This window comes from Tessaracoccus caeni (assembly GCF_029211185.1).
In the GTDB taxonomy this organism is placed as follows: domain Bacteria; phylum Actinomycetota; class Actinomycetes; order Propionibacteriales; family Propionibacteriaceae; genus Arachnia; species Arachnia caeni.
In genome coordinates, this window is sequence record NZ_JARGDO010000005.1 from 89,135 (window position 1) to 109,168 (window position 20,034).

17 protein-coding genes are annotated in these 20,034 nt (G+C 67.4%); 9 read left to right on the forward strand and 8 right to left on the reverse strand.

Translation table 11 applies throughout. The features are described 5' to 3' along the window. Positions 1–91 precede the first annotated feature (91 nt). The 6 genes from P0D62_RS06130 to P0D62_RS06155 are packed head-to-tail and all read left to right on the forward strand — an operon-like array spanning position 92 to position 6,942. Positions 92–1,690, forward strand: coding sequence for a ribulokinase (locus P0D62_RS06130; protein ID WP_275701745.1), 1,599 nt, complete (start codon positions 92–94; stop codon positions 1,688–1,690). A 33-nt stretch (positions 1,691–1,723) separates the two neighbouring features. Beyond that, positions 1,724–2,785, forward strand: a complete 1,062-nt coding sequence (locus tag P0D62_RS06135; RefSeq protein WP_275701746.1) for a substrate-binding domain-containing protein — start codon at positions 1,724–1,726, stop codon at positions 2,783–2,785. Positions 2,786–2,803: 18 nt separating this feature from the next. Continuing rightward, positions 2,804–4,300 (forward strand): sugar ABC transporter ATP-binding protein, encoded by a 1,497-nt coding sequence (locus tag P0D62_RS06140; RefSeq protein ID WP_275701747.1) that lies wholly within the window; start codon positions 2,804–2,806, stop codon positions 4,298–4,300. Beyond that, the gene (locus tag P0D62_RS06145) at positions 4,300–5,298 is read left to right on the forward strand and encodes an ABC transporter permease (RefSeq protein ID WP_275701748.1); all 999 of its coding nucleotides are present in this window, start codon (positions 4,300–4,302) and stop codon (positions 5,296–5,298) included. Before P0D62_RS06140 ends, P0D62_RS06145 begins: the two co-directional genes overlap by 1 nt. Further along, positions 5,295–6,314: an ABC transporter permease gene (locus tag P0D62_RS06150; protein ID WP_275701749.1), complete on the forward strand. Its 1,020-nt coding sequence runs from the start codon at positions 5,295–5,297 to the stop codon at positions 6,312–6,314. The genes P0D62_RS06145 and P0D62_RS06150 overlap by 4 nt, the downstream gene beginning before the upstream one ends. Next, on the forward strand, positions 6,307–6,942 hold the full coding sequence (locus tag P0D62_RS06155; RefSeq protein WP_275701750.1) for an SIS domain-containing protein: 636 nt from the start codon (positions 6,307–6,309) through the stop codon (positions 6,940–6,942). Before P0D62_RS06150 ends, P0D62_RS06155 begins: the two co-directional genes overlap by 8 nt. A 75-nt stretch (positions 6,943–7,017) precedes the next feature. Here P0D62_RS06155 and P0D62_RS06160 read toward each other — a convergent pair whose 3' ends face one another. The 3 genes from P0D62_RS06160 to P0D62_RS06170 form a co-directional block, all read right to left on the reverse strand. After that, the gene (locus tag P0D62_RS06160; RefSeq protein WP_275701751.1) at positions 7,018–9,843 is read right to left on the reverse strand and encodes a vitamin B12-dependent ribonucleotide reductase; all 2,826 of its coding nucleotides are present in this window, start codon (positions 9,841–9,843) and stop codon (positions 7,018–7,020) included. A 38-nt stretch (positions 9,844–9,881) separates the two neighbouring features. Beyond that, entirely contained in the window at positions 9,882–10,427 is a 546-nt protein-coding gene (nrdR, locus tag P0D62_RS06165) for a transcriptional regulator NrdR (protein ID WP_275701752.1), read from the reverse strand. A 194-nt stretch (positions 10,428–10,621) separates the two neighbouring features. Then, positions 10,622–10,951 carry a hypothetical protein gene (locus P0D62_RS06170; protein ID WP_275701753.1) on the reverse strand — a complete coding sequence of 110 codons (330 nt, stop codon included), beginning with the start codon at positions 10,949–10,951 and terminating at the stop codon, positions 10,622–10,624. Between the two features lie 226 nt (positions 10,952–11,177). On the opposite strand from P0D62_RS06170, the gene lexA reads away from it, so the two are divergent. Continuing rightward, positions 11,178–11,918 (forward strand): transcriptional repressor LexA, encoded by a 741-nt coding sequence (gene lexA / locus P0D62_RS06175; RefSeq protein ID WP_275701754.1) that lies wholly within the window; start codon positions 11,178–11,180, stop codon positions 11,916–11,918. Between the two features lie 10 nt (positions 11,919–11,928). On the opposite strand, the gene P0D62_RS06180 is transcribed toward lexA, so the two are convergent. From P0D62_RS06180 to P0D62_RS06190, 3 genes are all read right to left on the reverse strand, one after another. Further along, positions 11,929–13,935: an ATP-dependent DNA helicase gene (locus P0D62_RS06180; RefSeq protein ID WP_275701755.1), complete on the reverse strand. Its 2,007-nt coding sequence runs from the start codon at positions 13,933–13,935 to the stop codon at positions 11,929–11,931. After that, positions 13,907–15,322, reverse strand: a complete 1,416-nt coding sequence (gene hflX / locus P0D62_RS06185; protein WP_275701756.1) for a GTPase HflX — start codon at positions 15,320–15,322, stop codon at positions 13,907–13,909. The genes P0D62_RS06180 and hflX overlap by 29 nt, the downstream gene beginning before the upstream one ends. 79 nt (positions 15,323–15,401) lie before the next feature. Beyond that, positions 15,402–16,772, reverse strand: a complete 1,371-nt coding sequence (locus tag P0D62_RS06190) for a hypothetical protein (RefSeq protein ID WP_275701757.1) — start codon at positions 16,770–16,772, stop codon at positions 15,402–15,404. Positions 16,773–16,822: 50 nt separating this feature from the next. On the opposite strand from P0D62_RS06190, the gene P0D62_RS06195 reads away from it, so the two are divergent. Then, a complete protein-coding gene (locus P0D62_RS06195) occupies positions 16,823–17,770 on the forward strand; it encodes a glycosyltransferase (protein WP_275701758.1) in 948 nt (315 codons plus the stop codon). Further along, positions 17,767–18,216, forward strand: a complete 450-nt coding sequence (locus P0D62_RS06200; RefSeq protein ID WP_275701759.1) for a GtrA family protein — start codon at positions 17,767–17,769, stop codon at positions 18,214–18,216. Before P0D62_RS06195 ends, P0D62_RS06200 begins: the two co-directional genes overlap by 4 nt. A gap of 10 nt (positions 18,217–18,226) precedes the next feature. Here the strand turns inward: P0D62_RS06200 and dapF are convergent, their stop codons facing one another. Further along, positions 18,227–19,042, reverse strand: coding sequence for a diaminopimelate epimerase (gene dapF, locus P0D62_RS06205; protein ID WP_275701760.1), 816 nt, complete (start codon positions 19,040–19,042; stop codon positions 18,227–18,229). Between the two features lie 59 nt (positions 19,043–19,101). Continuing rightward, on the reverse strand, positions 19,102–20,031 hold the full coding sequence (gene miaA, locus P0D62_RS06210) for a tRNA (adenosine(37)-N6)-dimethylallyltransferase MiaA (protein WP_275701761.1): 930 nt from the start codon (positions 20,029–20,031) through the stop codon (positions 19,102–19,104). Between the last annotated feature and the right edge of the window lie 3 nt (positions 20,032–20,034).

Sequence of the window (20,034 nt, forward strand, 5' to 3'; positions counted from 1 at the left end):
CACGCTCATACGAGCATATTACTGGCGGTCATGGTGCACGAACGGCGATGCTTTGTCGCACACGCAGATGGCACAAGGAGGTGGCCAGAACATGAACTACAGCGTCGGGATCGACTTCGGCACCGAGTCCGGTCGAGCGGTTGTCATCGACCTCAAGGACGGCCGGATCATCGGCAGCGCAGAACATGCTTACCGGCACGGCGTGATCGACGAGCGTCTGCCCGGAAGCGACGATCGCCTGCCGTTCAGCTCGGCCCTGCACGACCCGGACGACTACCTGGAGATCTTGGAGACGGTAGTCCCAGCGGCGGTGCGGGAGAGCGGGGTCGATCCCAGCCAGATCGTCGCCTTCGGCGTGGACAGCACCGCGTCCACTCCGCTCCCGGCGCTCGACGACGGCACACCGCTCAGCCGGCTGCCACACCATCGGTCGTCGCGTCACGCCTACGCGCGGCTCTGGAAGGACCACTCGTCGCAGCCGTGGGCATCCCGACTCAACACCGTCTGGGCGGAACGAGCCCCTGACCTGCTGGCCCGGTACGGCGGGACGGTCTCGTCCGAGTGGCTGATGCCGAAGTCCCTTCAGCTGTTCGACGAGGCACCTGAGCTCTTCGACGAGGCCGGCTACATCCTGGAGGTGGGCGACTGGCTCACCTGGCAGCTCACCGGCACCCTCCGTCGCAATGCCTCCGTCGCGGGTTACAAGGCATGCCACCAGCCGGACCTGGGCGGATTCCCCGACGCCGACCTCCTGGAGGCGCTCTCACCGGGCTTCTCCGCACTGCTGCCCAAGCTGGCCGGGGAGCTGAGCTACCCGGGCGACGCCGCGGGCACACTGTCAGCGCGGTGGCAGCAACGATTAGGACTCGGGCCGATCACGGTCGGGGTCAGCAACATGGACGCCCAGGTCGCCGTGCTCGCGGCGGGCATCGACCGCCCCGGTCAGCTGCTCCTCGTGATGGGCACGTCGGTGTGCGACATGCTGGTTGCCGACGACCTCCGCCCGGTCGCGGGCATCTCCGGCGTCGTCCACCAGGGCATGCTGCCCGACAGCTACGGCTACGAGGCGGGACAGGCAGGCGTCGGCGATTCGCTCAACTGGTTCGTACGGCGGTTCGCCGATGGCGACCACCAAGAGCTCATCCGCCTGATCCAAGACCCCACGCAGGACGGGCCGAAGGTGCTCGCGCTCGAGTGGTTGAACGGAACCCGCTCGCCCCTGGTGGATCCGTCGCTCAGCGGAGTGTTCGTCGGAATGACCCTGGACACCCGTCCGCACCACATCTACCTGGCCCTCCTGGAGGGCGCGGCCTTCGGACAGCAGCTCATCATCGAGAACTTCCGAGCGCAGGGTCTCCCCGTCGACGAGATCATCGTGTGCGGCGGGCTGGGACTCAAGAACCCCGTCCTGATGCAACTGCTGGCGGATGCCACCGGGTTGCCTGTTTCCGCCGTCGAGTCCGCGAACCTTCCCGCGACGGGCGCCGCGCTGCACGCCGCCGTGGCCGCCGGAGTCTTCGCCGACCACTCACAGGCCGCCGCGCAATGCCGGCCCAAGGTGGCGGCGCTCTACTCCCCCACTCCGGAAGGCCGAGCCGACCTTGCCCCGCGCCTCCGCACCTATCAACAGCTCTTCGCCTACTTCGGCGTCGAGCACCCACAGATCATGCACGCCCTCCGCGGCGTGTAGGCAACTGAGCCCCATCAGATGAAAGGAACCCCCATGTCCAAGATCAACAAGCCGAAGCTGGCTCTGTCTCTCGGGTTGGCCGCGGCCATCCTCCCCCTCGCGGCCTGCGGTACGGCCGATCCTGCCGCCAACACCGGCGACCCGGCCGCACCGAACACCGCCGCCGGCGAGAAGAACACCGACGGCGAGTTCATCTTCGTCGTCAAGCTCTCGGGTGGCGACTGGTTCAACCGGATGGACGCTCTGGCCCAGGAATACGGCACCGCCAACGGCCTCACCGTCAAGCAGCTCGCGGGCGACGACGCCAGCGAGGAGAAGCAGATCTCGATCATCTCCGACGTCATCCCGCAGCAGCCCGCCGCGCTCCTGGTGGTGCCCAACTCGCCCGAGTCCGTCGAAAACGTGCTCAAGCGGGCGCGCGACGCCGGCATCACCGTGATCACCCACGAGGCCGCAGGCATCACCAACACCGACGCCTCGATCGAGGCCTTCGAGGACAAGGCCTACGGCGCGCACCAGATGGACGTGCTGTCGGAATGCATGGGCGGCGAAGGCACCTACGCCCACATCGTCGGCTCGCTGACCGTGAAGTCGCACAACCTGTGGGCCGAGGGCGCACTCGAGCATGCCGCCGCGACGTACACCGGAATCACCCGCGTCGCCGACCCGATCTCCTCCGACGAGAACCAGGAGACCGCCTACCAGCGCACGAAGGAGCTGCTGGCCACCAATCCCGACATCAAGGGCTTCCTCGGCTCCGCCTCCACCGACGTCGCCGGCATCGGCCGGGCCATCGAAGAGGCCGGGCGCGCGGATGACACCTGCGTCGTCGGCACCTCGCTGCCCTCGATCGCCGGACAGCTGCTGGAGACCGGCGCCGTCGACACCATCACCTTCTGGGATCCGGGTCTGGCCGGCCAGGCGATGCTCTCGGCTGCCGGCAAGGTCAACGCCGGCGAGGCCATCGCGGAGGGCACCGACCTCGGCATCGAGGGCTACAACTCCCTGGTGCCCAGCAGCGAGTTCCCCAACACGTTCTTCGGCCAAGCCTGGATCGACGTGACCAAGGACAACGCCGCCGACTACCCGTTCTGATCGGGAAGACGAGCACACATGTCCCACTCACTCCTTGAGGTCCGAGGGATCTCCAAGCGATACGGAGGAGTGCAGGCCCTGAAGGACGTTTCGGTGACCTTCGGCGCCGGCCGGGTGCATTGCCTGGCCGGCGTCAACGGCTCCGGGAAGTCGACGCTGATCAAGATCATCAGCGGAGTCGAGGCCCCGGACGCCGGGGAACTGACTCTCGAGGGCCATCCTCTCCGTCACCACAACGCACGCCTCGCACTCCAGCACGGCATCCAGGTCATCTACCAGGACCTGGCGCTCTTCGGGAACCTCAGCGTCGCCGAGAATATCGACATGCTGCGTCGCTCCCTGCAAAGCGGACCGATCGTCGGCCAACGCGAGGCCCTCCAACGAGCAGAAGCCGTGACCGAGCGTCTCGGCCTCTCGCTCCCCCTCACCACCGACGTCGACGACCTCTCCGTCGCCGACCGTCAGCTCACCGCGATCTGCCGCGCCCTGGCACAGGACGCGAAGGTGCTCTTCATGGACGAGCCCACCACCGCGTTGACCTGGCGCGAGGTGGACAAGCTGTTCGAGGTGGTCCAACGGCTGAAGGACGACGGGGTCGCAATCGTCTTCGTCTCGCACAAGCTCGACGAGGCCCTCGCCATCTCCGACGACATGACGGTGATCCGCAACGGCATCAAGGTCGCCGAGGGGCTGGCCGACAGCTTCACGGAAGACTCCCTGGCGGAGGCACTGGTGGGATCCCGCACCACCACCGAACGCAAGACCGTGGAGAGCCCCGCGGCTGCGGAAGTCGCCCTGTCGGTGCGCGGCCTCGGTGTCGCCACCCAGTTCCACGACATCTCCTTCGATCTCAAGGCCGGCGAGATCGTGGGGCTGACCGGTCTGCGTGGCTCCGGGCGCACCCAGATCGCCGACGCGCTGTTCGGACTGCTGCCTGCGGACAGCGGGGAGATCCGGATCTTCGGCGAGCCGGTGAAGCTCACCTCCCCCGACGCCGCCATCACGGCCGGCGTCGCCTACGTCCCAGAGGATCGCCTCCGACAAGGGGTCTTCCTCACCCGATCCATCTCGGAGAACCTCGTCGCCGCGACCATCGACGACCTCAGCAAGGCGGGCGTGATCAACCGGAGCCGCGTCGCAGAACAGGTGGACTCGTCGGTCGATGCGCTGCAGATCAAGATCGGCAAGCCGTCCGATCCGATCCGCACCCTCTCCGGCGGCAATCAGCAGAAGGTGGTCATCGGCAAGTGGGTGGCCACTCGGCCGCGGATCCTCATCCTCAACGGCCCGACCGTGGGCGTCGACATCGGCGCGAAGTTCGGCATCCTGCAGATCCTGCGCACCTACGCCGAGGAGGGCATGGCGATCCTGGTGGTCTCGGATGACTTCCAGGAGGTGGCCGGCGTCTGCAACCGGGTTCTCGTCGTCGACAAGGGCCTGCTCCGCGGCGAGGTCACGGGCGACGACGTGAGCGTCGAAGCGGTCCGTGAACTCGTGATGGAGGTGAGCCAGTGATGAGCTTGGCATCTTTGAAAGGCAAGAACAACGAAGGCGTGCTGGTCGCCGTGATCCTGGCGCTGCTGGTCTTCATGGCCGTCATGGCTCCCGGTTCCCTCAGCCTCGGGTTCGCGGGCGACATCATCCGCTCCGGGCTGGTGAACATGTGTCTCGCGCTCGGCGTGCTGATGGTGATCATCGCCGGCGGCTTCGACGTGTCGTTCATGGCGATCGCCATCACGGCGGCCTACTCGACCGTGTTGATCATGCAGAGCACCTCGTGGGACGGGAGCGTCACGCCGTTCCTGGTCTCGATCGTCATCGGCCTCGTCTTCGCACTTCCCAACGTGCTGCTGATCGCCTACTACCGGGTTCCCACCCTCATGGCGACGCTGGGCACGCAGACGATCATCCGTGGCACCCTGCTGGCGTTCGTCGGTTCCACCTACATCGCCCAGTTGCCGTCGGGCCTCGACGCCGTGGGACGGGCTTCGTTGTTCACGCTCGGCTCCAGCCCCGTGAGCATCCTGATCCTCCCCATCATCCTGCTCTGCGTCGGCATCGCCTTCTTCCTCGGCAAGACCTACTACGGTCGCGCGATCTACGCCATCGGCGGGGATCCGGAGGCGGCGGATCGAGCCGGCATTCCGGTCTTCCGCGTCCAGGCGCTGCTTCTTCTGCTGGCAGGTGGCATCGCTGGCTTCGCTGGCATGGTCCATGTGTCGCTGAACCGCACGGCCAACCCCTTCGATCTCGTCGGCGGCGAGCTCGACGTGATCGCCGCCGTCGTCATCGGCGGCGCCCTGGATACCGGCGGACGCGGCAGCGTGAAGGGCACCGTGCTCGGCGTGCTGCTGATCGCGCTCGTCCGCAACAGCCTCATCCGTCTGGGCGTGGCCAGCTACTGGCACACCTTCGCCATCGGTCTGGTCGTCCTGATCGGCGTCGCAGTGCAGGCCCTCAGCAACCGGCGCAGGGGTCATCAGACCCCGATCCTGGAAGGAGCCGTCAAGTGAACATCAAGGATCTAGGGGGCGCGGCGCTGCGGCACGACACCGCGAGGATGGCCATCCTCCTCGCCCTGGGAGTCGTGGTCTTTGGAGCGCTGACGCCACGCACCTTCCTGACCGGCCTCAACCTCCAGTCGCTGTCGTTCAGCATTCCCGAGATCGGCATCCTCGCTCTCGCCATGGTCATCGCCATGGCTAGCGGCGGCATCGATCTGTCGGTGGTGGCCATCGCCAACCTCTCGGCGATCTCCATCGCGCTGGTCGGCCAATGGGGCATCGACTACGCAGTGCATCCGATCTTCCTGACCCTGATCGCGGTGCCGGTGTCGATTCTCGTGGGCATCGCCTGCGGACTGGTCAACGGAATCCTCGTGTCGGCGGTGAACATCCGGCCCATCCTCACCACGCTGGCGACGGGAAGCCTCTTCGCCGGTCTGGGCATCGCGATCACCAACGGCAAGGCCCTCTACAGCCTGCCGCAGCCCATCGCGGATCTGGGTCTCGCCACCCTTGCCGGGGTGCCGGTCACGTTGATCCTCTTCGCTGTGGTGGGCCTGGCCGTCTGGTTCGTGCTGGACCGCACCACCTTCGGCCACCGGGCACTGCTGTTCGGCACCAATGAGACCTCCGCCAGGTACACCGGTTTCAGCATCTCGAAGATCCATCTGCAGACCTATGCCTTCGCCGGAGCACTCGCGGGAATCGCGGCGATCTTCATCGTCGCGCGAGCGGCGAGCGCATCGGCGGGCTTCGGCGGCAGCTACATCATGCTGGCGATCACCATCGCCGTGCTGGGCGGCACCGACCCGACGGGTGGCCGCGCGCGGGTGGTCGGATGCCTGCTCGCCACCGTTCTGCTGCAGGTGGTGTCCAACGGGTTCAACCTCCTGCAGGTCAATCCGTACATCTACCAGATTATCCAGGGCCTCATCCTGGCGACCTTCGTGACCATGTCCGTCGGCCGCCGTCGCGCTCGTGCACCGAGACCCGCACCAACACAGAAAGAAACAACACATGCCTAAGCCAACATCGGAGGATCTCGCCGAGGCGCTCAAGACCTCCCGTGGTCTGGTCTCTGCTGAGGCGCGAGGAGTTGCCGCCGTCGAGGACCTCGTCGAGACCGCCGAGTTCCGGACCTTCCTCGGCATCCTGCTGGACACCGACGGCAAGGTCATCACGTCTGCGGCGGGCACCTCAGGCGCCGTGGCCCGCAGGCTCGCCCATCTGCTGTCGGTCTGCGGAACCCCCGCGTTGTATCTGCATCCCACGGAGGGTCTGCACGGAAGCCTGGGCGCGGTCGCACCCGGCGATATCGTCATCGCGCTGTCGAAGGGCGGGGGCACCGGAGAACTCACCGAGTTCGCCGCGCGCGCCAAGGCACGTGGGGCCCGCATCCTCGTCATGACCAGCCGCAACCAGTCCCCCTTGTCGGAGGTCGCCGACGATGTCGCCATCATTCCTGCGGGAGAGGGCGATCCGGGAGGCGCGATCGCGATGGGCAGCACCTTGGCCATGGCCTCGTGGGGCGACGCACTGGCCATCTCCCTGATGCAGCTACGCGGCTACACCTGGGAGCAGTTCCTCTTCACCCATCCCGCAGGGAAGGTGGGCGAGGACGCCGAGGAGATCCTGAGCAGGGTCGGCAACTAGGAGAACCCTCCAAGACACGAGACGGGGTGTCCGGCCTGGCCGGACACCCCGTCTCGTTGCACTCCTCTTGTCCGTTCAGCTGCAGCCGCTTGTGGAGCCGCAGCCCTCGCAGACGTAGCAGCTGCCCGACGGGCGCATCTTGGTGCCGCAGGTCATGCAGAGCGGCGCGTCGACGGCGGTGCCGGTGAGCGACTCGAGCAGCTCGGCCGTGGTGTGCACGTCGATCAGTGAGGGCTGACGGGCGCCGTCGACGTCGAAGTCGTCGCCGGCGTCGTTGCGCAGCTGGTCGGCCTCGGACAGCGACGACTCGTCCTCCTCCGACAGGTAGCTGCCGGTCTCGACGTAGCGGGCCCGCTCGGCGGCGGTGTAGATGCCCAGCTCGGCGCGATCGTCGAAGTCGAGGTAGTCCAGTGCGAGACGACGGAAGATGTAGTCCATGAAGGACTGCGCGATCCGGATGTCGGGATCGTCCGTCATGCCGGCCGGCTCGAACTTCAGGTTGGTGAACTTCTGCACGAAGCTCTCCAGCGGCACGCCGTACTGCAGGCCGATCGACACCGCGATCGAGAAGGCGTCCATCACGCCGGCCAGCGTGGAACCCTGCTTGCCGAGCTTGAGGAACACCTCGCCCAGGCGGCCGTCCTCGTAGGAACCAGAGGTCATGTAGCCCTCGGCACCGCTCACGGAGAAGCTGGTGGTGCGTCCCAGACGCGACTTGGGCAGCCGCTCACGCTTGGGCCGGTAGACGATCTTCTCGACCACCTCGGTGACGACCTTCGCCTCTTCCTGCTTCTTCTTGCCGTCGGACAGCGGCTGGCCGACCTTGCAGTTGTCGCGGTAGACCGCGAGCGCCTTCAGGCCCAGCTTCCAGCCCTGCAGGTAGACGTCTTCGATCTCCTCCACCGTCGCCGACTCGGGCAGGTTGACCGTCTTTGAGATGGCACCGGAGAGGAACGGCTGCACGGCCGCCATCATCCGGACGTGGCCCATGGGCTTGATCGCCCGCTCCCCCATCGCGGTGTCGAAGACCTCGTAGTGCTCGCGGGCAAGCCCAGGCGCACCGACGACGTGACCGTGCTCGGCGATGAAGTCGACGATCGTCTTCGACGCCGACGGGCTGTAGCCCAGGCGAGCCAGCGCGCGCGGGATGGTCTGGTTGACGATCTGCATGGATCCGCCGCCCACCAGCTTCTTGAACTTCACCAGCGAGAAATCGGGCTCCACGCCGGTGGTGTCGCAGTCCATCATGAAGCCGATGGTGCCGGTGGGAGCCAGCACCGACGCCTGAGCGTTGCGATAGCCGTTCTCGTCGCCGAGCCGGATCACCGCGTCCCACTCACGGGTGGCGACCGCATGCAGCGCCCGCTCGTCGGCGGTCGGAGCCAACGCGGCGTTGGCATCGCGATGCTGACGCATGACGCGCTTGTGCGGCTCCTCGTTGACGGCATATCCCTCGTACGGGCCGACGATCGCGGCCAGCTCGGCGGAACGACGATACGACGCGCCCGTCATGATCGAGGTGATGGCGGCGGCCATCGAACGACCACCCTCGGTGTCATAGCCCTTGCCCATGGCCATCAGGAGCGCGCCGAGGTTGGCGTAGCCGATGCCCAGCTGGCGGAACTTGCGCGTGGTGTCGCCGATCGACTCCGTGGGGAAGTCGGCGAAGCAGATGGAGATGTCCATCGCCGTGATGATCAGCTGCACGGCCTTGACGAACAGCTCGGCGTCGAAGGTGCCGTCCTCGCGCAGGAACTTCAGCAGGTTGAGGCTGGCGAGGTTGCACGACGAGTTGTCCAGGCTCATGTACTCCGAGCACGGGTTGGACGCGGTGATCGGGCCGGTCACGGAGTTGGTGTGCCAGTTGTTGATGGTGTCGTGGTACTGGATGCCGGGATCGGCGCAGGCCCAGGCTGCCTGCGACATGGTGCGGAACAGCGTGCGGGCGTCCACCTCCTTCACGACCGAGCCATCCATACGCGCCTTGAGGCCGAACGGCCGGCCGGCCTCCACGGCGGCCATGAACTCGTCGGTGACGCGCACCGAGTTGTTCGCGTTCTGGTACTGGACCGAGGTGATGTCCTTGCCACCCAGATCCATGTCGAAACCGGCGTCGCGCAGCGCGCGGATCTTGTCTTCCTCGCGCGCCTTGGTCTCGATGAACTCCTCGATATCGGGATGGTCCACGTCGAGCACCACCATCTTGGCCGCTCGGCGGGTGGCACCTCCCGACTTGATGGTGCCCGCGGAGGCGTCGGCGCCCCGCATGAAGGACACCGGGCCGGAGGCCTGTCCACCGGAGCTCAGCAGCTCCTGCGACGAGCGGATCCTCGAGAGGTTCAGGCCCGCGCCGGAGCCGCCCTTGAAGATGAAGCCCTCTTCCTTGTACCAGTTGAGGATCGACTCCATCGAGTCGTCGACCGACAGGATGAAGCAGGCGCTCACCTGCTGCGGCGACGGGGTGCCGACGTTGAACCACACCGGTGAGTTGAAGGAGAAGTACTGGTGCAGCAGCATCCAGGTGAGCTCGGCCTCGAAGACGTCGGCGTCCTGCTCGGTGGCGAAGTAGTCGAAATCGCGGCCCGCCTTGCCGTAGGTGTTCACCACGCGGTCGATGATCGTGCGCAGGCTGGCCTCGCGCTGCGGAGTGCCGAGAGCGCCGCGGAAGTACTTGGACGTGACGATGGTGGACGCGTTCACGCTCCAGAAGCGGGGGAACTCGACGCCGCGCTGCTCGAAGACGGTCTCCCCTGTCTTCCAGTTGGTCTGGACGACATCGCGGCTCTCCCACTCGACCTCGTCGTAGGGGCGCACGCCTTCAGTGCTGAAGACGCGCTCGATCTTCAGTCCCCGAGGAGCTCCGCCGAGTCCGGCTTCTGATCTGGTTGCGGTCGCAGTCATCGTATCTGCGCTTCCCTTCAATCTTCTTCAGTAGTGGTTCAGCCGATCAGGGGCTCTTGCCCCTGATCGACGGTGGCCTTCTTACGCGACGACCGCGTGGCCTTTCGCGCGGGCTTCGCCGGGAGTTCCTCCTCGGCCGCCTCCCTGAGTCGTAGTTCCTCGATCTCCTTGGCGAAGTCCTCGACCGACTCGAACTGCTTGTAGACGCTCGCGAACCGGAGATAGGCGACGGTGTCCAACTCGCTGAGCGGCCCGAGGATTGCCAAGCCCACGCGTTCGGAGGGAATCTCGGCCTGACCCGAAGCCCGCAGGTCTTCCTCCACACGCTGAGCCAACGTGGCGAGCTGTGCGGGAGTGACGGGGCGGCCCTGGCACGCCTTGGAGACGCCCTTGAGTACTTTGTCGCGGTTGAAGGTCTCGCTCACGCCATTGCGCTTGGCGACCATCAACACGATCTGCTCCATGGTGGTGAACTTGCGCTCGCACACCGGGCACACTCGCCGGCGACGGATCGCGGAGCCTTCTTCGGCCGCCCGCGAATCGGACACCTTCGTGTCCTCGTGACGACAGAACGGACACCGCATGATCGCGCCCCACCTCTCGCATACTTCCGGGCGAGAAGGCCTCAGGCCCGGGATCGACAACGATGCCACCCGGACCCCAAATACACAAGGGGTTGTGGGACGGCGTCGTTGCGGCTACTACATGTAGGGAAAAGACTAGGCCTCGGGTGGGCCTGGGTCAACTCGGCGCGCACGCATCGCACCGCTAGAACGCCTCAGGAATTGGGCACGACGTGCGCCCATTCCGGCGCACCGGCGACATAGCTCGGGGCTGGAACATCGGGCTCGGCCAGATGAACCGCAGCCATCGTAGCCGCCGACAGACTGAGCACGGCAACCGCCCCCACCTTCAGCCTCAGCAGCCACGCGCCGCCACGCCGCACCACGGGCGCGGCGGGCCTCGCCACCACGCAGGCCGATGGACGGCGACCCCCGCGCAACACCGTCACGCGAGGGCGTGCCACCGGGAGGCGCAGATCCGGGCGCCCCGCCCCTCGAACCGTCCGGCGCGGCGACTCGGTAACCCGAACACTCAACACGGTCATCTGACCCACCTCCACAAATCTCGCACGTCTGTACGAATCAACAGTAATCCCAGGAGGCGCCAGATTCAAACATTTGTTTGAGTCGACATCGCTTGCCTCCCACCACGTACCCAACAGGAAGGGTCTGACAGTTTTGATCGGCGGGCGCGTCGCGCACCCTTTCGGAGGCCGAGACACGCCCCAAATAATTCGTACATCTGTTCCACCGAGGCGGTAGGGTGTGCGTATGGCACGCAACGATGATCAGCCCCGCCGTCTCGGTCGCCCCACCAAGTCCGCCGTCGACGCGCAGCTCGAAGCGGCCGGCCTCTCACCGGAGGCGCTGCAGACCAACGGGCTCACCGCCCGCCAGGGCGCCCTCCTGCTGGCCATCCAGCGCGCCATCGACGAGGTCGGCTATCCCCCGAGCGTGCGCGAGCTGGCATCCAAGCTGGGCTTCGCTTCGCCGTCGAGCGTCACCTACCAGCTGCGCAACCTCGAGGAGAAGGGTTTCCTGCGCAAGGATCCTCATCGCCCGCGCGCCCTCGTGGTCACCATCCCCGGGCAGACCAGGCCGGAGCTGGACTCAGCGCAAAGCTACGACAGCACCCCGGAGGCGCTGTCCGTTCCGCTGGTCGGCCGGATCGCGGCCGGCGGCCCCATTCTCGCCGAGGAGCACGTGGAGGACGTCTTCGCGCTGCCCAAGCAATTGGTCGGCGACGGCGAGATGTTCATGCTGGAGGTGCAGGGCGACTCCATGGTGGACGCCGCCATCTGCAGCGGCGACTGGGTGGTGGTGCGCCGCCAGAACGCCGCGAACAACGGTGACATCGTGGCCGCACTGCTCGACGACGAGGCCACGGTCAAGACCTACCGCCGCGACGACACCGGCGTGTGGCTGCTGCCGCACAACGAGGCCTACTCCCCCATCGACGGGCGCTTCGCCACCATCATGGGCAAGGTCGTCGCCGTCATGCGCAGGGTCTGAGCGTCGACGGCTACTCCTCGCCGCGCAAGCGGCGCAGGGCATGCACCGCGACATCGCCGTCGGTGGTGAGCCAGAAGTCGGGCAGCGACGAGCGCAGGAACGACCCGTAGCGAGCCTTCATCAGCCGGGGATCCAGCACGGCGACGACGCCACGATCGTCGGCGCGGCGGATCAATCGCCCGGACCCCTGGGCAAGCAGGAGCGCGGCGTGCGTCGCCGCCACCTGCATGAAACCGTTGCCGCCCGCATCGTCGACCGCCTTCTTGCGCGCCTGCATCAACGGGTCGTCGGGACGCGGGAACGGGATCTTGTCGATCAGCACCAACTGGCAGGTGTCCCCGGGCACATCCACCCCTTGCCACAGCGACATCGTGCCGAACAGACACGCTCTGGGATCCTCCTGGAACCGGCGGGTCAGCTCCGGCAGCTGCGCGTCGCCCTGGCACAGGATGGTGAACCCGGGCAGCTCGCGGCGACAGTGATCAGCCGCCTGTTCCGCGGCCCTGCGCGACGCGAACAGCCCCAAAGTGCGTCCGTCGGCCGCCCACACCAGTTGCGCCACCTCGGCGAGGGTCTCCTTGGTGAGGCCGTCGCGCCCGGGGTTGGGCAGGCGGGTGGCGGCGTAGAGGATGCCCTGGCGCCGATAGTCGAAGGGCGAGCCCACGTCGAAGGCCCTCCAGGCGAACTCCGGAGGATCCTCCACCTCCTCCACTCGCTCTGAGCGTCGAAGACCCACCTGCGCGGCCACCGGCTCGAAACTGCCCCCGAGGGCCAGCGTGGCGGAGGTGAGCACGGCGGTGGTCTCCCCGAAGACGCTGGTCCTCAGCAGCCCTGAGACGTCCAGCGGCGCCACATAGACCGCCTTGCCTGCGATCTCCGAGTCGGTGATCCACACCACGTCGGCATCGGCCAGGGCTGCGATCCGCTCGGCGACGTCGTAGACCTCGCGCACGGCCCCGAGCGCTTGCGTGCGGTCGGCATCGGTGTCCTTGTTGCCGCCGAGCGCCGTCGCGACGCGGCGGCTCACGTCGCGCACCACCGAGGCCGCGTAGACCACGGGTGCGGTACCCGAGGTCACCCGGCCCGGCTCGCTCTCACCGAGCGCGATACCCAGCTCCTCGGCCGCGGTCAGGAAGTCGTGCCCCAGGTCGTCATCGAGCCACTCCATCGCGCGCCGCGCCGTGCGGTCGACGATGCCCTGCGTCAACTCGTCGGTGGCAGCGGTGGTGATCCGAGAGACCAGCTCGTGGGCCTCGTCGATGATCACGGCGCCGTGCTCGGGAAGGATCGTGCGGTTCTGCATGGCGTCGAAGGCCAGCAGCGCGTGGTTGGTGACGACGAGGTCGGCCTTTCGGGCGCGGTCGCGCGACGCCTCCACCAGGCATTGCTCGCCGAACGGACAGGCGTTCACACCCAAGCACTCACGGTTGGGGATCGATACCTGCGCCCAGCCCCTCGCCGTGTGCGAAGGCGCGTCGTCGCGATCGCCGAGGCCGCCGTCCTGAACCTCCTGCTCCACCCACTCCCGCAGCGCCAGCACCTCGAGCCCGAGCTTGCTGGTGTCGTCGGCCGCGACCGGCGCCGACCCGAACTCCCCGGCCCCGATGAGCGCCGCCTGCCCGGGATCCACGCCGCCGCGCGAGCGGTACAGACACGCGTAGTTGGTGCGCCCCTTCATCACCGCGGCCTTGGGCCGGACGCCGGTGACCTCCTCGACCGCGTCCAGCGCCGCCGGGATGTCCTTGTTGGCGAGCTGCGCCTGGAGCGCCAGGGTGGCGGTGGCGATCACCACCCGCTCGCCCGTGTCCACCACGTGGGCCAGCGCCGGCGCGAGGTAGCCCAGCGACTTGCCGGTGCCGGTGCCGGCCTGAACCAGCAGGTGCACGCCGGACTCGAGGGACTCCGAGAGCACCTCGACCATCCGCTGCTGCCCGGGCCGGGCGTCGCCGTGGATCTCGCCGACAGCAGCCCTCAGAACGGACTGCGCGTCAGTCATGCCCGAGGCCGGCCAGTTCATCGGCCAGGCTGGGCAGCACGCGCGCGACGATCCGGGTGCCCTCCGGCAGGTGCTCGATCAGCTCGATCACGCCGGCCTTGTGCACCTTGTCCACGAGGTCGCCCCGGCTGTACGGCACCACCACGTCGACCTGATGCTCCGGCTGCGGTAGCCCCGCCTCGACGGCGCGGCGCAGATCCTCGAGACCGGCGCCGGTGCGGGCGGAGACGATGACCGCGTGCGGGTTGCGAGAGCGCAGCGCGAGGATCGCGTCGTCGGAGGCCAGATCCGCCTTGTTCAGCACCAGCAGCTCAGGGATGTCTCCGGCGCCGATCTCGTTCAGCACGCCGCGCACCGCGTCGATCTGACCCTCAGGATCGGAATCGGACGCGTCGACGACGTGCAGCAACAGATCAGCGGTAGCGGTCTCCTCCAGGGTGGAGCGGAACGCCTCGACCAGATCGTGCGGCAGGTGACGCACGAAGCCGACGGTGTCGGTGTAGGTGAAGATGCGACTGTCGTCGGTCTGGGCGCGGCGGGTGGTGGGATCGAGGGTGGCGAACAGCGCGTCCTCCACCAGCACGCCCGCCCCGGTCAGCCGGTTCAGCAGCGACGACTTGCCCGCATTGGTGTAGCCGACGATGGCCACCGACGGCACCTTGTTGCGGCGCCGCTCGGCGCGCTTGCCCTCGCGCGTGGCCTCCATGTCCTTCAGACGACGACGCAGCTGAGCGATCCGGGTGTGGATGCGCCGCCGATCGGTCTCGATCTTCGTCTCGCCGGGGCCGCGTCCGCCGATGCCCGCGCCGCCGGCCGCCCGGCCGCCGGCCTGTCGAGACAGGTTGCCGCCCCAGCCGCGCAGACGCTGCTTGAGGTATTGCAGCTGAGCCAGCTCGACCTGCGCCTTGCCCTCGGCGCTCTTGGCGTGCTGGGCGAAGATGTCCAGGATCAGGGCGGTGCGATCGACCACCTTGACCTTGATCCGGTCCTCCAGGTTCCTCAGCTGCGCGGGCTCCAGTTCGCCGTCGCAGATCACGGTATCGGCGCCGACGGCGTGCACCACCTCGGTGATCTCCGCGACTTTGCCGCTGCCGACATAAGTGGCCGGATCGGGCTGGCTGCGACGCTGCACCAAGGCGTCGAGCACCTCGGATCCGGCGGTCTCGGCCAGCAGCTTCAGCTCGGCCATCGCGTTGTCGGCGTCGGCCTGGGTGCCGGAGGTCCACACGCTGACCAGCACCACGCGTTCCAGCCGCAGCTGGCGGTATTCGACCTCGGTGACGTCGCTCAGTTCTGTGGACAGGCCTGCGACCCGGCGCAGCGAGTGCCGCTCGGCCAGGTCTTGTTGGTCGCCGTCCACGGAGGCGGTATCGAAGGTGGTGGACTCGTGCAGTTCGGTTTCCGTCATCGTCCGCCCATTGTCTCAGGGCCGGACCACCTGACCAAGCCACCACCCCGGGCCTGTGGACATCGTCGACGCCGCACCGCTATGACGGGCGACCCCGCGTCGGTCGAACGGCGCCGGAGGGCGTCTCGCCAGTCGTCGGCCAGCCGATCCGGCTGAGTCTTGCGACCAGCGCCGCCGCGGCGATGGCCCATCCGACGGCGACGGGAACCGCTCGGTAGGTGAAGAACGAATGGATCTGGGAGTGGTTGGACAGCACCTCGTACCATACGGGGACGATCGCCACCGGAAGCACCAGCAGCACCCACGCCGCCAAAGCCTTCGCCCCGTGCGTCCGTGCGGCGAGAGCGATCAACGCGACGATCGCGATGGCGCCCACCGCGGCAACAACCCCAGTCAGCGGCATCTCCGACCACGTGCGCAGGTTCTTGACCAGCCCGGCACCCAGAGCCGAGCTGACGTTCTTGTGCTCGCCGGACAGTCGTTCTGTCACCTTTCCGCCGACCTGCTCCCGCAGCTCATCCAGCCCGAAGACCAACGCGCCGACCACCCAGCGGAACACCCAAGTCAATGCGAAGCCCGCCATCCATGCGGCGGCCGAGATCACTCCGAGCCGCAGCGCCCGCGCGGCACCCGCTGCAACGAACCCTCCCGCCGTCGCAAGAGCGGTGACGAGCAGCCACGCCAGAGGAGGATTGCTCAGAAGGTCGAAGAAGCAATAGACGGAGCCCGCGGTCAGTGCGGCGAGCACGACGGCTCGATCGGCATGACGCGTCGCCGCCAGCACCAGCCCCGCGCCCGCGAACGCCACACCGATGAGCATCGAGTGCAAGGCGCTGCCAGAGGGCAGCACGGCAAGATCCGCCGACATCAGCAACGGCACGATCAGCAGCGCCGAACTCCAGATCCCCAGCCGCCGGATCCCGACGATGAGGAAGGACGCCACGCCGGCGGCGAGGATCGCCCCACTGATCGCGCGCATCGCGTCCATGCCTCCGAAGGCCAGGGCGGGCTTGGTGACGATTGTGTACCCCGCCCAGTAGCGAAGATAGTTGCCCGGCGTGACGTACTCGCCGCGGGCGATCAGGGGAATCACCTCTTCTCCGCCGACGCAGGGCGTGATGCGCGGCATCAGCAGTGAACGCTCGACCGCACCGATGTCCGGGCGTCCGATCCCGGTGCCGGCCACCACGCAGTCGGTGAACAGGTCGAAGCGTCCCCCCACCCCGTTCGGCCGGTAGTTGGTATCCGGATAGGCGCCGGTGTCGAGATCGTCGACCAGCATCTGCGCGATCCGCTGCTCGGGCACCGTCGCCGCGACGAGGTTGAGGCCGAGGAACAGCACCTGCAGACCGATCAGAAGGGCCGCGCACGACGACAACGTGGCCACCCAGCCCCGCGTTCGGAGAGGGGATGCGCGGTGCCGTTCGACCGCCGGCGCCGCTTGATTCATGCGCGTCAGTATAGGATGCCGGCAGTGTTGCCCAGTTTTGATGAGGAAGCGTGACTGCACACTCACCCACGATCGCCGCCATTGTGCCGTGCCACAACGAGGAAGTGGCCGTGGGCAAGGTGGTCCGGGACCTCTTGGCCGCGATCCCCGAGATGACGGTCTACGTCTACGACAACAACAGCACCGATCGCACGGCCAAACGCGCCGCCGAGGCGGGCGCCGTCGTCCGTTTCGAGAAGCGCAAGGGCAAGGGCAACGTCGTGCGACGCGCCTTCGCCGACATCGACGCCGACATCTATCTACTCATCGACGGCGACGACACCTACGATGCCTCTGCCGCGCCGCGACTGGTCGCTGCGCTCCAGGAAGGCCCGCTGGATCACGTGCTCGGAGTACGCCAGGACGACCCGGCCCACAGCGCCTACGCACCAGGCCACGCCACCGGGAACCTGATGTTCAACCGTCTCGTCGGCGGGCTGTTCGGCGAGCCCGTCAGCGACATGCTCAGCGGTTATCGGGTTCTCTCACGCCGGTTCGTGAAGTCCTTTCCGGCGCTGTCGCGCGAGTTCGAGATCGAGACCGAGCTGACGGTCCACACCATGAACCTCAGGGTGCCCGCGGCAGAGGTGCCGGTGGGCTTTCGGGATCGGCCCGAGGGCAGCGTCAGCAAGCTCCGCACCTACCACGACGGTTTCCGCATCCTGCAACTCATCGGCCAGTTGCTCCAGCATGAGCGCCCCGTGCTGCTCTACGGCATCGCCTCCACCCTGTTCGCCCTGGCTTCTCTGGTCCTGGGCGTCCCCGTCGTGGTGGAGTTCGCGCAGACCGGCTTGGTACCGCGGCTCCCGACCGCCGTGCTGTCGGCGTCGCTGATGATGATCGCCGCCCTGCTGTGGCTGGTCGGGCTCATTCTCAACGGCATCCTGCGGGCGCGAAAAGAGGCGGTCCGCTTGGCCTATCTGCGGTGGGATCCCCCGCCGTCGCACCCCGTCGGATGACCGAGACACCTGGGCGCCTCGGAGCCTGGCTGCGCGCCCGCGGCTCGTTCCTGCGGTACGCGCTGGTCGGGGGCTTCAACAGCCTGCTCGATCTCTCGCTGTTCAGCCTGTTCGCGGTTGTCGCGCACCTGGACGTCTTCGTGGCCAACGTGATCTCGACCACGATCACAATGTGCGTCAGCTACCTCCTGAACCGGTTCTGGGTATTCCGCTCCGATGCCGGGTGGGCGTCCACCGCCGCCGGCTTCGTCGGTGTCACCTTGTTCTCTGGGCTGGTGATTCAGTCGGCCGTGATCTGGACGGTGCTGCAGGCCGGAGCCACCGTGGTTCCAGGGCTTCCGTACGAACTCCTGGCGCCGATCGCCAAGGCCTGCGCCATGGGCGTCGGCATGGTGACGAACTACCTTGGATACCGCTGGCTGTTCGGCACCCGGAGTGCCCCGTGAGGAACCTCCCCTAAATCCAGATCTCGCCGCGACCCACGACGACGGCGGGACCGATCAGCGTCGCCTCGTCGCCATCGAACTCGACGCTCAGCTCGCCACCGGGCACGCGGACCCGGATCGTGCCGTCGAAGCCGCTGTGCGCGCGATAGGCAGCAGCCGCGGCGACGACGCCCGTGCCGCAGCTCATCGTCTCGCCCACGCCGCGCTCGTGCACCCTCATCTGCAGCTCGCCCGGCGCCTGCACGTGCACGAACTCGAGATTGACCCCCTCGGGGAACCGAGAGCGCGGCAGCCAGGTGGGTTGGGTGCTGAGATCCAGCGCGGCCAACTGCTCGGCGTCCACCATGCTCACCGCGTGCGGGTTGCCGACGTAGACCGCAGTGGCGTCGAACTCTCCGACGTTGGCGACGACCTTCACTGCGTCTGCGGCAACCTCGGCCTTCCCGAGCCGAGTGGAGATCATGCCGCCCCCGCCGACCCGGACGTGCTTCACGCCGGCGCGGGTGGCGACGTCGAAGTCGACGCTGTCCACGAGCTGCTCGTTGACCAAATGGCGTGCGAACACCCGAAGACCATTGCCGCACATCTCGGCGATGCTGCCGTCGGCGTTGTAGTAGTCCATGAACCAGAGCCCCGCGTCACCACGCCATTGCTTGATGCCGCCAGCGCGCACGACGCGGATGAGGCCGTCGCCGCCAAGCCCCTGGCGGCGGTCACAGATCGCCATCACGAGGTCGGGCGTGAGTTGCTGCAGTCCGTGCGGATCGTCGATCAGCACGAAGTCGTTCATGGTGGCATGACCCTTGACGACGTTGAATCGGCGCATCGCCTCTCCCTTCTCCGGCAGCACTGCCGGCTCCGCCGGGGGCCGACTGATGAGATCCCCTAGAACCTCTTGTCCCAGTCTATCGCCGCCACTATCAGCTCGGGGTTGCGGGGGTCACCTGCACTCAGCCACTGGATCCGGGGATCGCGTCGGTACCAGGACAACTGCTTGCGGAAGAAGGTGCGCGTCGCTCGCTGCACCTGCTGTCTCGCCTCGTCCTCGGTGATCTCCCCGTCGAGAAAGGACACCACCTGCCGATAGCCGATCGCCCGCAACGCGGTGAGCCCGTCGCGTAGGCCCCGATCGAGGAGGCCGCGCACCTCCTCCACCAGACCATCGGCCCACATCCGTTCGACCCGATCGTCGATGCGGCGGTCAAGATCCTCGCGGGGCAGCGTCAAACCGAACTGGTGCACGTCGTCGAGTTCGTAGGTCCATTCGGGCAGCTCCGGCCGGTGTCCGCCCGTGAGCTCTGCCACCTCGAGGGCCCGCACGACGCGTCGCCCGTTGCCGGGCTCGATGTGCGCGGCGGACTGCGGTGCGATCTCCGCCAACCGAGCATGCAAGGCGTGTGGCCCGATCCGGTCCAGCTCGGCTTGCCACTTCGCCCGCACCGCGTCGTCGGATCCAGGGAAGTCGAAGTGATCGAGGATCGCGCGCGAGTACAGCGCCGAGCCTCCGACGAGGATCGGCACGACGCCTCGCGCCCGAAGCCTCGCGATGGTCTCGCGCGCCAAGGCCTGGAACTGCGCCACCGACGCCTTCTCCGAGACGTCCATGATGTCGATCAGGTGATGCGGAATGCCACGTCGCTCGTCGAGCGTGGGCTTCGCGGTGCCGATGTCCATGCCGCGGTAGACGAGCATCGAGTCGGCGTTGACCACCTCGGCCGCACGCCCCTGCTGAGCCAGCAGCAGAGCCAGTTCGACGGCCAGTTGACTTTTCCCTGTCGCGGTGGGCCCCACCAGGGCTACGATCGGCACAGCCATGGG